The organism is Micromonospora sp. NPDC048040, from assembly GCF_055587185.1.
Map to the genome: position 1 here is coordinate 30,362 of NZ_JBVJGT010000045.1, position 15,726 is coordinate 46,087.

Sequence of the window (15,726 nt, forward strand, 5' to 3'; positions counted from 1 at the left end):
GCAGGTGCCCGCCGGGCGACGTGTGGTGTCAGGCGGCGGCCAGCACCAGGACGGCGTTCTGGCCGCCGAAGCCGAACGAGTTGCTGAGGGCAACCTCGATGCGCTGCTCTCGGGCTGCCTTGGTGACCACGTCCAGGTCGACGGCGCTGTCCTGTTCGTCGAGGTTCGCGGTCGGCGGGACGAGACCGTGTTGCACCGCCAGCACGGTCAGGGCCGCCTCGATCCCACCGGCGGCACCCAGGGCGTGGCCGAGGGCCCCCTTGCTCGCGGTCACCACCGGCGACGGGCCGAGTAGGCGGTGGAGTACCCGCGCCTCGGCCAGGTCACCGGCGGGCGTGCCGGTGGCGTGCGCGTTGACGTGGTCCACGTCGCCCGGTACGAGACCGGCTCCGGTCAACGCGACGCGCACGGCCCGCTCGACACCACGGCCCTCTGGATCGGGGGTGGTGGGGTGGTACGCGTCGGCGCTGGCGCCGAAGCCGAGCAGCCGGGCCCGTACCCGGGCACCCCGGGCGGCGGCATCCTCGGCGCGTTCCAGGACCAGCAGGCCGCATCCCTCACCGAGAACGAAGCCGTCCCGGCCGACGTCGAACGGCCGGGACGCGGTCGGGTCGGCGCGCTTCGACAGTGCTCCCATCTGCGCGAACCCGGCGACGACGAGCGGGGTGATGCCGGCCTCGGTGCCTCCGGCCACCACCACGTCGCAGGTCCGGCTGCGCAGCAGGTCATGGGCCATCCCGATGGCGGTGCTGCCGGAGGCGCAGGCCGTGGCGGTGACCAGGTTGGGACCGCCCGCGCGCAGGTCCATGCCGACGTGGCCGGCGGCCATGTTGGACAGCATCATCGGCAGCGTCAGCGCGGAGACCCGGTGCGGCCCCTCGGCGGCGAGGACGCCATGCTGGGCGGTCGTGGTGGACACCCCCCACATACCGCAGCCGATCACCACGCCGACCCGGGCGCCGTCCCAGGTCGCGGGGTCGAGGCCGGCGTCGGCCACCGCCTCCCGGGCCGCCACCAACGCGAACTGCACGATCGGGTCGTACTGCCAGTGGCGGCGGCCGAGTGCGGCGCGCGGGTCGAAGTCGGGCACCCGGCAGGAGAGGTCGACGGGTATACCGGCCAGGTGGGGGTCGTGGGTCGCCGTGGAGACCCCGGCGCAGACCGTCTGCCAGGTCCGCGCCACGCCAATCCCGCCCGGGGTGACCAGTCCCAGGCCGGTGACGGCGGTCTCCATCCCGGTCACGCCGCGCGGGCCAACGAGGCTTCGATGACGCCGGCGAGCGCGCCGATGGTGGTACGCGGCGTGGCGTCCTCGTCGGCGATCCTGATGTTGAACTCCTTCTGCAGGACCAGGGCCAGTTCCACCATGAACAGCGAGTCCAGGTCCAGTTCCTCGAAGGTCACGTCCGGACCTAGTTCGTCGGGCTCCGTCTCGAAGCGGGTGGTGAGGATCTCCACCATCTGCTGGTAGACGTCGGTCATGTCACACGCTCCTCGTGGTCCGTGGGTCGCCGCGTGGCCGGGCCGATGATCGACGGCTCGGACGTCGGTTGGTGCAGTGCCGGGGCGGGGTCCGTCCTGGCGCTGGCCGGGTCCGTCGCGGCGGCGGGTCTCGGTGGATCTTCCGGCCGCTCGACGGGCCGCAACCGGGGCCAGACGAGTACCGTCGATCCCCAGGTCAGGCCTCCGCCGAAGGCGGTGAGCAGGACTCGATCGCCAGCGGTAAGCACGCCGGTGGCGTCGGCGTCGGCGATGGCCAGCGGGATGGAGGCGGCACCGGTGTTGCCGACCCGGTCGATGTTGGACACGATTCGCTTGCGGTCCAGATCGAGTTCGTCGGCGAGGGCGCTGAGGATGCGGATGTTGGCCTGGTGGCTGACCACCCGGTCGACCTCGTCGAGCTGCCAGCCGACGCGCCGCACGACGGTGCGGGACGAGGCAGCCATCCGGGTGACCGCGTTGCGGAACACCTCACGTCCGTCCATGGTGAAGTAGAAGTCGGCCGGGTCGGTCGGTCGACCGGACAGTCGCTGCCGGGCTCCACCGGCAGCCACCTGGATCAGGTCGCTTCCGTCTCCGTCGCTGCCGAGGTCGAAGGGGCCGAGTGCGCCGGGCTCGGCGCGTCCGCCCGCGCGCAGCACGACCGCCCCCGCGCCGTCGGCCAGGACCACGGCGGTGGTGCGGTCGGCCGGGTTGGTCACGCTGGAGAGCGCATCGGCGCCGATGACCAGGACCTGGTCGGCGAGTTCGGTGGCGATCAGGCCGGCGGCGGTGGCCAGGGAGTAGACGAACCCGCTGCAGACCGCACTCAGGTCGTAGGCGGCCACCCCGGTCAGCCCCAGTCGGGAGGCGACCTCGGGTGCGATGGCCGGGCAGGACCGGTCGGGCGTCATGGTGGCGACCACGACGGCGTCGACGCCGGGCGTCCCGGCGGAGGCCAGGGCCCGCCGGGCGGCCTCGACTGCCAGGTCCGCCGTGGACATGCCGGGATCGACGAGGTGGCGTTGCGCGATGCCGGTACGGGACCGGATCCACTCGTCCGAGGTGTCCAGTCTTGCGGAGAGGTCCGCATTGGTGACCACGCGCGGCGGCACCCAGCCACCCACCCCGGCGAGCACGGCCGACCGGGTCGTCACGGTACCCGCCGAACAGGCAGACTCATATTGAATCCCTTGCATCTCTTTGGGTTCCAGCCAGTAGCCAGTTAACACCGCGGCACCCGCACCGCGCCCCCTAGGTTCTGCCCGGTGGGGTTTCCCCCAGTACTCGAAGGACCGGCGGCGAAATTAGGCTGATCACGCCTTAATCCCATGGTGGAGCGTCCGTAGAACGACGAGAGGAAATCGCCGTGCCATTCGCGCAGGGCCATGCGCACGCCATTTCCGCCCCACTACTGGACCACGTCGTGGTATTGCTCGACGGGGTCACCTTCCAAGAGATATTCGCCTGCGACATGCTGCGCGAACAGTTCGCCCGGGTGAAACCGAAGAACGTCACCAGCTCGGTCGCCGGGCAGTACTCGGCACTCGGGGTGGCTGGCGAGAACACCCTGCTGGAGTTGTTCGACGGCGCGCTTCCCGGATCGCACCGCCTCACCGGCGGGCTGGTTTTCTCCTTCGAACACCCCGGCTCTGTGCAGCGGGCCCGGGAGGTGCTGGACGCCGGCCCCGGCGGTCGCTACGAACTGGTGCACCGCAGCAGCGCCGACACCGGCGAGGCCAGGCCCTGGTACCACATGCTTCGGGTCGACCTCGGCGAGGACAGCCCGCTGCTGATGTTCCTCAACGAGGTCACCGGGGAGTACTTCGACTCGGTCTCCGCCCGCCGGGGACCCGACGGGGAGCTGCTGCGCAGCGGCTACCTCGACGCGGCCTTCGGCGCCGGGACCCACGACCGGCGGTGGCTGCGCGACATCACCGCGGTCACCCTGCGGGCCCGCCCGCAGCGGGCCGCCCGGATGGCCGACGCGCTCACCGCGATGGGCTACCGGCTCACGCCCGCCCCGTCCGGGCTCACCGGTGATGCCGCCTCCGACACCGGCCCGACGTACCGGATCACCGGCCCGGGCGTCGACATCACCCTCGTCGGCTCGGCCACCGCCCCCGAGGGGGTTCTCGACATCACCACGGACCTGCACGAGGCACCGCAGCGGCACCAGGAGTTCGTCTTCGGCCGCACCTCGCGGTTGGTCCTACGGCAGGACGGCACCGCCCACTGGACGTTCACCCCACCGGCCGGAGGATAGGTACGTCGATGCCCGGCGATTCTGTGCTGTTCCACGAGGCGGTCCTCGCACACGCCGCCCGTACCCCCGACGCGATCGCGGTGGAGTCCACCGACCGGTCGCTGAGCTACGCCGAACTGGTCACGCACGCCCACGGCATGGCACGCCACCTGCGCCGCCACGGCGTAGGGCCCGACGTACCGGTCGGGATCGCCCTGGACCGGTCGATCGAATCCGTCGTCGCGGTGCTCGGCACCCTGCTGGCCGGCGGCGCCTGGGTGCCGCTCGACCCGTCCTACCCCGCCGAGCGGCTGTCCTACATGCTCACCGACTCCGGCGTGGGCCTGGTCGTCGCAACGAGGTCCACGATGGATCGGCTGCCCGCCGGGCGGGTACGCCGCGTCGACCCGGCCGAGGCGGTGGCGGACTCCGGGCCGACGCCCGATCCGCCGCCGCAGCCGCCTACCGGTCGGCACCTCGCCTACTCGATCTACACCTCGGGGTCCACCGGGCGTCCCAAGGGAGTCCTGCTCAGTCACGGCGGCCTGGCCAACCTGGTCCGGGCCCAGACCGACGCGTTCGGGGTGGGCCCCGGCGACCGGGTCCTCCAGTTCGCCCCGTCCAGCTTCGACGCCTCGGTGTTCGAGACCACCATGGCGCTGGCCACGGGTGCCACCCTGGTCCTGGCGGACCGGGCCGCCATCGCCCCCGGACCGGACCTGGTCGCCACCCTGCGGACGCGCCGGATCAGCCACCTCACGCTGCCCCCGTCGGTACTGGCCGTCCTGCCCGACGAGCCCCTGCCCGACCTGGCCGTGCTGATCTGCGCCGGTGAGGCGCTCCCCGCGTCGCTGGTGCGGCGTTGGGCTCCCGGCCGGCGCATGTACAACGCCTACGGCCCCACCGAGGCCACCGTCTGGGCCACCCTGGCACAGGTGTACGCCGACGGCCGACGACCGTCCATCGGCGTACCGGTCACCGGCGTTCACGTCGCCGTGGTCGACCCCGACGGCCGTCCGGTACCCGACGGCGAGGTCGGTGAGCTGGTCATCTGCGGAGCCGGCGTCGCCCGGGGCTACCATGCCCGGCCCGCGCTGACCGCCGAGCGGTTCGTCCCCGACCTGGACGGTCCGCCCGGCGCACGCGGGTACCGCAGCGGCGACCAGGTGCGCCGCCATCCCGACGGCACCCTCGATTACGTCGGCCGCATCGACCACCAGATCAAGCTACGGGGGCACCGGGTCGAACCGGACGAGGTGACGGCCGTGCTGGCCGGGCATCCCGCCGTCACCGACGCGATCGTGGTCGCCCGGGGCTCCGGCGACGGCACCCGCCTGGTCGGGTACGCCGCCAGCGACCACGACCCGACCGGGCTGCGCGCCTACCTCACCGAACGGCTGCCCGCGTACCTCGTGCCGGACGTGGTGGTCACCCTCGACGCGCTGCCGCTGACCGTCAGCGGCAAGATCGACCGGTCCGCCCTGCCCGAACCCGACCGGGCCAGTGCCGGCCTCACCGACATCGTCGCCGTCCCGCGCACCGGCACCGAGCAGCTCCTCGCCGGGTTCGTCGCCGACCTGCTCGGCCATACCAGCGCCACGGACGCCGCGCCGGCCGACCAGCGCCTCGGCGTGCACGACGACATCTTCGCCCTCGGCGCCAACTCGCTGATGGCCGGCCGGCTCGCCGCGCGGGTCCGCGCCGAGCTCGGTGGTGAACTGCCGGTCGGGGTCATCTACCGATCCCCCACCGTCGCCGCCATGGCCGCCGCGCTCGACGACGCCGACGACACCGAGCGCGCACCCAGCCCACCGCCGCTGCGCCCGGCCGCACCCGACGCGGTCGTGCCGCTGTCCCTGCCCCAGGAGCGGATCTGGTTCCTCGACCAACTCGACCCCGGTAACCGGGCGTACCACGCCCAGGCCACCATCCGGCTGCGCGGGCAGCTCGACCGGGCGGCACTACGGGCCGCGCTCAACGAGATCATCCGCCGGCACGACATCTTCCGTACCGGTTTCGTCGCCGGTCCGGACGGTCCCGAGCAACGCACCGCGGACCACTGCGCCATCGATCTCCCGATGGTCGACCTGTCCGCGTACGACGAGCCGGAGCGCGGCCAGCGGGCCGAGCAGACCGTGGCCGAGTACCTGCGCGAACCATTCGACCTGGCCAGCCCACCGCTTGCCCGGTGGGCGCTGATCCGGCACGCCGTTGACGACCACACCCTGGTCCACGTCGAACACCACCTGGTCCACGACGGCTGGTCCTTCGCCGTCTTCATCGACGAGCTCACCGCCCTCTACGGCAGCTACGCCGCCGGGCGGGAGCCGGACCTGCCGCCGGTGGTCTGCCGCTACCGCGACTTCACGCTCTGGCAGCGCGGGTGGATGCGGGGCGAGACGCTCGACCAGCACCTGTCGCACTGGACCCGGGAACTGGCCGGCGCACCGCACGAGCTGGCGCTGCCCCTGGACCGGGCTCGCCCGCTGACCCAGAGCTTCACCGGCGCGTCACTGCGGATCGACCTGGCCGGCGAGTTGTGTGCGCGGCTGCGCGCGTACAGCCGCCGGCACGGGGTCACCCTCTACTCCACCATGCTCGCCGGCTTCGCCGCCCTGCTGAGCCGCTACGCCCGCCAGGACGACATGATCATCGGCAGTGGCGTGGCGAACCGGCGGCTCGCCGAGACCGAACGCATGATCGGGATGGTCGTCAACACCCTGCCGCTGCGCGTCGACCTGTCCGGCCGTCCCAGCTTCACCGATCTGGTCCGCCGGGTGCACACCCGCGCCGCGCGTGCCTACGAGTGGGCCGACGTGCCGCTGGACCGGTTGGTGGAGGCCATCGGCCCGGTGCGCGACCCGTCCCGCAACCCGCTGTTCCAGGCCATGTTCAGCTTCCACGACTCCCCCATGCCGCGGCTGAGCTTCGCCGGGCTGACCGGCACCGTCCTGGAACGCCACAACGGCACCGCCAAGACCGACCTGAACATCGTGGTCCTGCCCCGCGCGGAACAGCACGCCGGGCACGGCCACCGCGACGACACCGCGGCGATCACCCTGATCTGGGAGTACGCCACCGCCCTGTTCGACGCGTCGACCATGCGACGGATGACCGGGCACTACATCCGGCTGCTCGACGCGGCCATGACCGACCCCGACCAGCCGGTCGGCCGGTTGCCACTGCTCGACACGGCGGAGCAGGACCGGATCGTCCACACGTACAACCGGACCGCCGCCGCCTTCCCCGCGGACCGTACCGTGCCCGAACTGTTCGCCGAACAGGTGGCCCGGCGACCGGACGCCCCCGCCGTCGAGTCCGCCGGGCAGACCCTCAGCTACGCCGACCTCGACGCCCGCGCCGACCGGCTGGCCCGGCTGCTGCGCCGCCGGGGTGTCCGCACCGACACCCCGGTTGGTGTCCTGTACGAACGCGGCAGTGACCTGATCACCGCTTTCCTGGCCGTCCTCAAGGCCGGCGGCGCGTACGTCCCGCTCGACCCCGGCTACCCGGCGCAACGGCTGCGCTGGCTGCTGGCGGACTCCGGGGCCCGCGTGGTGGTCACCCGGGCCGACCTGGCCGGGCTGCTGCCCACCGACGACGTGGACGTGGTCACCGGCGACGACCCGCAGGCCGGGCCGGAGGACCAGCTCGACGCCGTCCCGGACTCCCCCGCCCGCCCGGACAGCGCCGCCTACGTCCTCTACACCTCCGGCTCCACCGGCCGACCCAAGGGAGTGGCCGTCGCACACCACGCGATCCTGCGCCTGGTCTGCGGCACCGACTTCGTCCGGTTCGGCCCGCACGAACGCATCGCCCAGGTCGCCGACGCGTCCTTCGACGCGATCACCTTCGAGGTGTGGGGCGCCCTGCTGCACGGCGGCACCGTCTGCGTCATCCCCCGCGACACCATCCTGAGCCCGGGTCACCTGGGCGACGAGCTGCGTCGGTCCGCCATCACCACCATGTTCCTCACCTCGGCCCTGTTCAACGAGGTCATGGCGCATCGGCCGGACAGCTTCGCCACCATGACCAACCTGCTCGTCGGCGGAGACGCGCTGAACCCGGTCCGCATCCGTCAACTACTGCGCAGCCCGCACGCCCCGGCCCGGCTGCTCAACGGCTACGGCCCCACCGAGACCACCACCTTCGCCGTGGTGCACCACATCACCGACCTGCCCGACGAGGCCACCTCCGTCCCCATCGGCCGCCCCATCGCCAACACCACCGCGTACGTGCTCGACGACGAGCTGCGCCCGGTGCCCGAGGGCGTACCCGGTCAGCTCTACCTCGGTGGTCCCGGTCTTGCCCGGGGCTATGCCGGCCGGCCCGCGCTGACCGCGCAGCGGTTCGTCCCCGATCCGTTCGACGCCGACGGCTCCCGCCTCTACGACACCGGTGACGTGGTGCGCTGGCGCACCGGAGGGGTACTGGAGTTCCTCGGTCGGATCGACAGCCAGGTCAAGATCTCCGGCTTCCGCATCGAGCCGGGCGAGGTGGAGAACACCCTGCTCGACCACCCGGCGGTGGCCGGCACGGCGGTCGTCGTCGACAGCCAGGCCGGTCGACGCCTGGTCGCCTACGTCGTTCCCGCAGCCGGCCAGGCCGAGCCGAGCGCCACGGACCTGCGGGCCTGGCTCGCCGAGCGGCTGCCGCCCTACCTGGTGCCCGCGGCGTACGTGTCCCTGGCCGCCCTCCCCCTCACGGAGCACGGCAAACTCGACCGGGCGGCCCTGCCCGCCGCCGAGGTCGAACGCATCAGCCTGCGGGTGGCCTTCCGTCCACCACGAACCGACACCGAGCGGACCGTCGCCGCGATCTGCGCCGACCTGATCGGGCTCGACCAGGTCGGCCTCGACGACGACTTCTTCGCCCTCGGTGGGCAGTCCCTGCTCGCCATGCGGCTGGTGGCCCGGGTGAACGAGACGTTCGGCACCGACGTGGCACTGGCCCGTTTCCTGCGGACCCCCACCGTCGCCGATCTGGTCGCCGCCCTCGACACCCGTACGCCGAACGGCGGTGCGGCTGGGCCGGGCGGCATCGCAGCCGGTAACTGGCACCAGATGGAGGACCTGTTGCAGAACCTCGACCAACTCACCCCCGAGCAGGTCGACCAGTTGCTGCACGACTTCGCGGACAACGAGGCGGACCGATGAGTGACACCGGCACCGACGCGCGGCGGGCCCTGCTGGCCCAACACCTGACCCGACGGCTGGCCCAGCGCAGCCACCCGCTGTCCTACCCGCAGCAACGGCTGTGGTTCCTCGACCAGCTCACCCCCGACAACCCCGTCTACAACATCCCGCTGGGCTACCGCATCCGTGGCCGACTCGACATCGACGCCCTGCGGCAGGCCCTGACCACGGTGGTACGGCGGCACGAGGTGCTGCGTACCGTGTTCCGGGCGGTGGACGGCCAGCCGCGCCAGGTCGTGCTACCACCGGCGGAGACACCCCTGGCCGTGCTCGACGTGGCCGACGCCGCCGAGGCAGAGGCGCTGGCCGGGGCCGAGGCGCGTACCCGCTTCGACCTGGTCAACGGCCCGCCGCTGCGAGCCACCCTGTTGCGGCTCGGCCCGGAGGACCACTGGCTGTGCCTCACCGTCCACCACATCGTCTGCGACGGTTGGTCGCTTTCCATCATCGAGCGGGAACTGACCGCCGCCTACACCGGACGCCAGCTGCCCGACCTGCCCGTCCAGTACGCCGACTTCGCCGAATGGCAGAGCGGTCACCTGACCGGTGCCACCCTCGACCGGCTCGTCGACCACTGGCGGGACCGGCTCGCCGACGTACCGCTGCTGGCCAGCCTGCCCACCGACCGGCCCCGCCCGCCCACGCAGACCTACCGCGGCGCGCACCTGGACCTGCGCTTCGACTCCGATGTCACCGGGGCGGTGACCGCGCTGGCCCGGCAGGCCGCCGCGACCCCGTTCGCGGTGCTGCTGGCCGCCTTCGCCATCGTCGTGCGGGCCCACACCGGTACGGCGCAGGTCGTCGTCGGTTCGCCGGTGGCGGGCCGGCAGCGCGCCGAGATCCAGCCACTGGTCGGCTTCTTCGCCAACACCCTGGTCCAGCGCATCGACCTGAGCGGCGCCCCGACCTTCCGGCAGCTCGTCGAGCGGACCCGCGACGAAACCCGCGATGCCCTGGCTCACCAGGAGCTGCCGTTCGAAAAGCTCGTCGAGGAGTTGCACCCGAGCCGAGACCTGGCCCACAACCCGCTGTTCCAGGTGCTTTTCAGCTACCACGACACCGACGCGGCGGGGCTGGCCCTGCCCGGCTGCACGGTCACCCCGGTCCCCGGTGACACCGCCACCGCGAAGTTCGACCTCACCCTGTCCCTCACCCGGCGCGGGCCGGACCTGACTGGTCGCCTGGAGTACAGCACCGACCTGTTCGATCCCGACAGCGCCGAACGGATGGCCGCCCGCTTCCGTCAGGTTCTCGCCGCGGCTCTGGCCCGTCCGGACACCCCGGTCGGCCAGCTCGACGTCCTGACCCCGGACGAGCGCCACCGGCTGCTCACCGAGTGGAACGCCACCGGTGTCGAACGCCGCACCGACGTGCTCGTCCACGACCTCATCGCCGCGCAGACCCGGCGCACCCCCGACCGGGTCGCCGTGCGGGACGCCGGCCCCGGCGACCAGCCCGGGCTGACGTACCGCGAACTCGACGAGCGCGCCGAACGCTTCGCCGCCACGTTGCGCGGCCACGGCGTCGGCGCGGACGTGCCGGTCGGTGTCCTGCTGCACCGCGGCACCGACCTGGTGGTGACCCTGCTGGCCATCCTCAAGGCCGGCGGAGCATACCTGCCGCTGGATGCCGCCCTGCCGGCCGACCGGCTCACCTTCATGGTCGCCGACTCCGGTACCCGGGTGGTGGTCACCACCGACCACCTCGCCGGCCGGCTGGGCGGCCTGCCGGTCACCACCGTCGCCCCCGGCACCCCGCCCGCCGACCCGGCACCGACCGGGGCGGCCGGGCCGGCGCGCGCCGACGACCTGGCCTATGTCATCTACACCTCCGGTTCCACCGGACGTCCCAAGGGTGTGCTGGTCACCCACCGCAACGTGAGTACCTTCTTCGCGGGGATGGACCGCGAGTTCGGTCCGGACGCCGACGGCGGCCGGGACGAGATCGGGCCGACCTGGCTGGCGGTGACCAGCGCCTCCTTCGACATCTCCGTGCTGGAACTGCTGTGGACCCTTACCCGTGGCTTCGAGGTCGTCGTCCGGGGTGACGAACCCACCTCCGGCGCCGCGACGGCCACCGACGCCCCGGTGCCCGCCGAGGTGCAGGCCCGGCCGATGGACTTCAGCCTCTTCTACTTCGGCGGTGACCGGGGCGGCGCCGCCGACAACCGGTACCGGCTGCTCGTCGAGGGCGCCCGCTTCGCCGACCGGCACGGGTTCACCGCCGTGTGGACCCCGGAACGGCACTTCCACGACTTCGGCGGGCTCTACCCGAACCCGTCGGTCACCGCCGCCGCCATCGCCACCATCACCGAACGGGTGCAGATCCGGGCCGGCAGTGTCGTCGTACCGCTGCACGACCCGCTCCGGGTCGCCGAGGAGTGGGCCGTGGTGGACAACCTCAGGAGTGCCGAGGTTGCCATCGGCGTCCCGCCAGCGCGCCAGCTGGGCCGGCGAAACGGAAGCCGTCGGCGAGTCGAGGTGACTCAACGCCATGACCATCTCCGGGGCGTCCGGGTCACCGATCTCCGCGTAGACGTACTTGTCGGGCTGGCGTTGGACGACCACCGGGAAACCCAGGTCGGTGGCCAGCTTGACCACCCAGGCGAGCTTGGCGACCTTGCGGTCGTACTCGTGCTGGTTGGCTTCGGTGTTGCTGACCGGGAAGGGGTACGCCGTCGCGGCCGTGCCGCCCCGGGAGATGGAGTCGTAGCTCGACCCGTCCAGCATCGCCCCGACCAGAGTGAGCGGGTCGTAGCTGCCGTCTCCCGCCCGCGCGCTGTTGACGCGTCCAGCCAACGCCTCGACTTCCGCGTGGATCGCGTCGCGCTCGGCGTCGGTCACCGACAGGTCATAGGTGACACTCGGCTGGAAGCGCTCCTCGCCGGGGCCGGCCGCGGACGCGTGGGGCGCGGGCGCAACGGTCGCCGCGAGGGTCGCGGCGAGCAGGACGGAGAAGATGGCCGTCCGTCTGTCTCTCATAGAAGCTCCAGAACAGGGGGATGACACGGTGGCGACAGCACACGCCAGCCGTGCCGCCAGCGGCCGACGGGGCGGGATTTCTTGAGGATGATCTGAGAATCGGCCGGTGTCGTCAGCTCGGGCGCAGCCGGTAGCCCACCCCGCGTACGGTCTCCACCAGGCCGACGTCGTCGAGCTTGCCGCGCAGAGCCGCGACGTGGACGTCGAGGGTGTGCCCGGCCTTCCGGGTGGTCTGCCATACGTCCATCAGCAACCGTTCGCGGGACACGACCGTGCCCGCCCTGCCGGGCCAACGCCATCAGCAGGTCGAACTCCTTGCGGGTCAGGTTCACCTCCCGGTCGGAGAGCCAGACCTGCCGGGCGTTGAGGTCGGCCCGCAGGTCGGCGACCTACAGCGTCGCCTCGGCCCGCACGGCGCGGGCGGTCGGGCGCAGCACCGCCTCGATCCGGGCCGGCAGTTCCGCCATGGAGAACGGCTTCACCACGTAGTCGTCGGCGCCCGCGCGGAGCCCCTGTACCGTGCCGAAATTGTGTGTCGCATTCGTGAGCTGGGGATTTGCGAGTGGATTAAGGCTCGGCGGTATTCGTTGATCGCGCCCCCGAGGACCCGTCGCCGGCGGACCGGCTTGTCGATCGCAATGACCGCGCCGGGGTCGTAGTCGGTGGATGCTGGTCCAGACTCTGGTGCGGCCGGTGGCAGTCGTAGTGGTCCTCGTAGGCGCGGAGCACGGTGCGGGCGTGCTGTTCGTTGTAGATCAGTACCCGGTCGGTGCACTCGGCGCGGACGCTGCGCACGAAGCGTTCCGCGAAAGGCGTTCGCCCGAGGCGTACGTGAAGGTGTCTTCACCACATCGATGGGCGGCGGCCGGGCCGACGGTGCGGTGGATCGGGCGCAGGCACGGGCGGCGGGCCGACCGGCGGTGGGGGCGGGCGTGGAGTCCGGAGCAGATTGCCCGGAGGCTTCCCCTCGACTTCCCGGATGATGAGTCGATGAGGGTTCGGCCGCGGCCGTCACCGCCACGGATAGGCGCATCCGCCACCGTCGGAGGTGCGAGTGATCTCCGCCCCGGCCAGGTCGGCCACTCAGGGCGACCTGGCCGCAAGGTTGACCGAGTTCAGGCCTTCTCACAGGCGATTCCATCCTTGTCGTGCGCCCCGAGCTTGCCTCCGGGACGGATCCGCCTCAGAGGCGGCTAAGGACCAGCCGCTCCCCCGCGTCGAGCACGGCCGCGCGCAGCTCGGCGTCGGTGCTGTCGGCACAGCCGGGGTCGGTGGCCGGCCCCAGGCAGGCGCTCAGGAAGCAGGCGACCGCGATCCGGGTGGTCATGTCGGGGCTCGGGCCGCCCAGGGCACGGCGTACCCGCTTGAAGAGCTCCGCGAGCTCGGGGTCGGACTCCAGCAGTCGCGTGGCGGTCGGGTCCGACATCATCACCTGGTAGCCGAGGCGATTGGTGACCAGGCACTCGGCCATGCCGGCGATGACCGTGCCGGCCCGTGCCCGCTGGTCGGTGTGGCTCTCGGCCAGCTGCACCGCCGCGGCGAGCTGGTCCAGGCCGGGTCGCAACGCCGTGATGACGATGTCGGCCTTGGTCCGGAAGTGGTGATAGACGGCGGCCTTCGTGACCCCGAGTCGGTCCGCGATCATCTGCAGCGAGGTGGCGCCGATCCCGCGATCGGCGAAGAGCTCGAGCGCCGCCGCGAGGACTCCGTCGCGGCCCGGCGCGGCCGGCTTCGATGTGACCATTCTCCCAGCCTAGCGGCAAGCACCTGCTAGCCGAACGGCTAGGATGGCGATGTTCGCCACGACGCTCTGGAACCACCGTTCCGGCAGGCACCACGGGAAGAGCGCCGCGCCACGGCTACGACCCACCGAGAAAGGAACCCGTGTCATGGGTGCTCCACACCCCTCCGAGCCTCTCCGAGTCGAGGACACCACCGTCGACCTGCTGGTGATCGGCTCCGGCACCGGCATGGCGACCGCACTGGCCGCCCACGAGCGGGGCCTGAAGGTCGCCATCGCCGAGAAGACCGAGCACGTCGGCGGCTCGACGGCCCGCTCCGGCGGCGCCTTCTGGATCCCTGCCAACCCGGTGCTCGAGCGCGACGGCGCGATCGACTCCGAGGAGCGCGGCGCCGAGTACGTCGAGGCCGTGGTCGCCGGCTCCAGCCCGCGCGAGCGCTGGCAGCCCTTCATCGACAACGGCGCCGAGACCGTGCGGATGCTCGAGCGCACCACACCACTGAAGCTGTTCTGGGCCAAGGGCTACTCCGACTACCACCCCGAGAAGCCAGGCGGCAGCGCCGCCGGTCGCTCGGTCGAGTCGCGGGCGTTCAACCTGAACAAGCTGGGCAAGGAGCGCGGCCGCTTCCAGCCGGCCACGATGGAGGCGCCGCTGCCGATGCCGATCACCGGCGCCGACTACAAGTGGCTCAACCTGATGGCGAAGAAGCCGGGCAAGGGCTTCCCGAAGGCGATCAGGCGGGTCCTGCAGGGCGTGGGCGGCAAGGTCATTGGTCGTGAGTACGTCGCCGGCGGCCAGGCGATCGCCGGCGGCATGTACGCCGGACTCATCGAGGCCGGCGTACCGATCTGGACCGAGACCGCACTGACCCGTCTCGTCGTCGAGGACGGCCGCGTCACCGGCGCCGTACTCACCCAGCGAGGCCGCGAGGTCACCGTGACCGCCCGTCTCGGCGTAGTGCTGGCCGCCGGCGGCTTCGACCACAACATGGCGATGCGCCAGCAGTACCAGTCGCCCTCGCTGGTCGAGGACGTGAGCCTCGGCGCCGTCGGCAACACCGGCGAGGTGATCCGGATCGCCCAGGAGAGCGGCGCAGCGATCGGCAACATGGAGCAGTCGTGGTGGTTCCCGGCCGTGCACCCGGTCGCCGACGGCGCGATGCCCTCGATCCTGCTGGCCGAGCGGTCGCTGCCCGGCTCCTTCATGATCGACTCCCAGGGCAAGCGCTTCATCAACGAGTCCACCGACTACATGACCTTTGGCCAGACCGTGCTCCAGCGCGAGCGCGACGGCGACCCGGTCGGCGAGATGTGGCTGGTCTTCGACCAGACCTACCGCAACAGCTACGTCTTCGCGGGCGGCTCCTTCCCGCGGATGCCGCTCCCGAAGGAGTGGTACGAGGCGGGCATCGCCCACAAGGCCGCCACCCCTGCCGAGCTCGCGCGCGCCATGGGCGTCCCGGAGTCCGCCTTCGAGGCGACCGTCGCCCGCTTCAACGCGAACGCCGGCGCCGGCACCGACGAGGACTTCGGCCGGGGCAACTCGGCGTACGACCGCTACTACGGTGACCCCACCGTCGTGCCGAACCCCAACCTGCGCCCCCTCGACGGCCGCCTCTACTATGCCGTCAAGGTCGTGCTCTCCGACCTCGGCACCTGCGGCGGCCTGATCGCCGACGGCCGCGGCCGGGTGCTCACCGAGGCCGGCGAGCCGATCGAGGGCCTCTACGCCCAGGGCAACACCGCCGCCAACGTGTTCGGAGCCGTCTACCCCGGCGCCGGCGCCACCATCGGCCAGGGCCTGGTGTTCGGCTACATCATCGCCTCCGACGCGGCCGAGCGAGCCGCCGCTGCCTAGCGCAGCGGCCGCACGACACGGCGGTCCTGACCAGTCCCGGGGTGGTCAGGACCGCCGTGTGCGATCCGAGCCTGGACGGCTCCTCGGCACCTCACCATGCGGCACGGAGGCCGTGGCCGGAAGACTCGGTCGAGCACTCAATCCGCTGGCTCCAGTGTCACCCCGCCCAGCACCTCACCCCCGCCGCGGGTCACTGCCCAACCGGCGCGAGTCTCCTGCGTCCAGGC

Annotated in this window: 8 protein-coding genes and 3 pseudogenes; 5 read left to right on the forward strand and 6 right to left on the reverse strand. The window is 72.0% G+C overall.

Annotation, left to right across the window (positions count from 1 at the left end; genetic code table 11):
* Positions 1 to 28 precede the first annotated feature (28 nt).
* From ACZ6O2_RS28520 to ACZ6O2_RS28530, 3 genes are read right to left on the reverse strand one after another with little or no spacing between them, the layout of a single operon-like run.
* Entirely contained in the window at positions 29 to 1,243 is a 1,215-nt protein-coding gene (locus tag ACZ6O2_RS28520) for a beta-ketoacyl-[acyl-carrier-protein] synthase family protein (protein ID WP_357461039.1), read from the reverse strand.
* Positions 1,240 to 1,482 (reverse strand): acyl carrier protein, encoded by a 243-nt coding sequence (locus ACZ6O2_RS28525; RefSeq protein ID WP_350711942.1) that lies wholly within the window; start codon positions 1,480 to 1,482, stop codon positions 1,240 to 1,242. Before ACZ6O2_RS28525 ends, ACZ6O2_RS28520 begins: the two co-directional genes overlap by 4 nt.
* Positions 1,479 to 2,678 (reverse strand): beta-ketoacyl-ACP synthase III, encoded by a 1,200-nt coding sequence (locus ACZ6O2_RS28530; RefSeq protein WP_466024994.1) that lies wholly within the window; start codon positions 2,676 to 2,678, stop codon positions 1,479 to 1,481. The genes ACZ6O2_RS28525 and ACZ6O2_RS28530 overlap by 4 nt, the downstream gene beginning before the upstream one ends.
* A 170-nt stretch (positions 2,679 to 2,848) precedes the next feature.
* Here ACZ6O2_RS28530 and ACZ6O2_RS28535 point away from each other — a divergent pair, with 170 nt between their 5' ends.
* From ACZ6O2_RS28535 to ACZ6O2_RS28545, 3 genes are read left to right on the forward strand one after another with little or no spacing between them, the layout of a single operon-like run.
* The gene (locus ACZ6O2_RS28535; protein WP_350711940.1) at positions 2,849 to 3,745 is read left to right on the forward strand and encodes a DUF5829 family protein; all 897 of its coding nucleotides are present in this window, start codon (positions 2,849 to 2,851) and stop codon (positions 3,743 to 3,745) included.
* Between the two features lie 8 nt (positions 3,746 to 3,753).
* Complete coding sequence (locus tag ACZ6O2_RS28540) at positions 3,754 to 8,880, forward strand: amino acid adenylation domain-containing protein (RefSeq protein ID WP_466024995.1); 5,127 nt, start codon at positions 3,754 to 3,756, stop codon at positions 8,878 to 8,880.
* Positions 8,877 to 11,924, forward strand: coding sequence for an LLM class flavin-dependent oxidoreductase (locus tag ACZ6O2_RS28545; RefSeq protein ID WP_466024996.1), 3,048 nt, complete (start codon positions 8,877 to 8,879; stop codon positions 11,922 to 11,924). Before ACZ6O2_RS28540 ends, ACZ6O2_RS28545 begins: the two co-directional genes overlap by 4 nt.
* Positions 11,925 to 12,012: 88 nt before the next feature.
* On the opposite strand, the pseudogene ACZ6O2_RS28550 reads toward ACZ6O2_RS28545, so the two are convergent.
* Both ACZ6O2_RS28550 and ACZ6O2_RS28555 read right to left on the reverse strand, forming a co-directional pair.
* Positions 12,013 to 12,418: pseudogene (locus ACZ6O2_RS28550) on the reverse strand (winged helix-turn-helix domain-containing protein); the annotation flags it as partial.
* 49 nt (positions 12,419 to 12,467) lie between these two features.
* A pseudogene (locus ACZ6O2_RS28555) lies at positions 12,468 to 12,698 on the reverse strand (integrase core domain-containing protein); the annotation flags it as partial.
* Positions 12,699 to 12,761: 63 nt separating this feature from the next.
* Here ACZ6O2_RS28555 and ACZ6O2_RS28560 point away from each other — a divergent pair.
* A pseudogene (locus ACZ6O2_RS28560) lies at positions 12,762 to 12,899 on the forward strand (IS30 family transposase); the annotation flags it as partial.
* A 184-nt stretch (positions 12,900 to 13,083) separates the two neighbouring features.
* On the opposite strand, the gene ACZ6O2_RS28565 reads toward ACZ6O2_RS28560, so the two are convergent.
* The gene (locus ACZ6O2_RS28565; RefSeq protein WP_466024997.1) at positions 13,084 to 13,644 is read right to left on the reverse strand and encodes a TetR/AcrR family transcriptional regulator; all 561 of its coding nucleotides are present in this window, start codon (positions 13,642 to 13,644) and stop codon (positions 13,084 to 13,086) included.
* A gap of 145 nt (positions 13,645 to 13,789) precedes the next feature.
* On the opposite strand from ACZ6O2_RS28565, the gene ACZ6O2_RS28570 reads away from it, so the two are divergent.
* On the forward strand, positions 13,790 to 15,499 hold the full coding sequence (locus tag ACZ6O2_RS28570) for a 3-ketosteroid-delta-1-dehydrogenase (protein ID WP_466024998.1): 1,710 nt from the start codon (positions 13,790 to 13,792) through the stop codon (positions 15,497 to 15,499).
* The last annotated feature ends 227 nt before the right edge of the window (positions 15,500 to 15,726 follow it).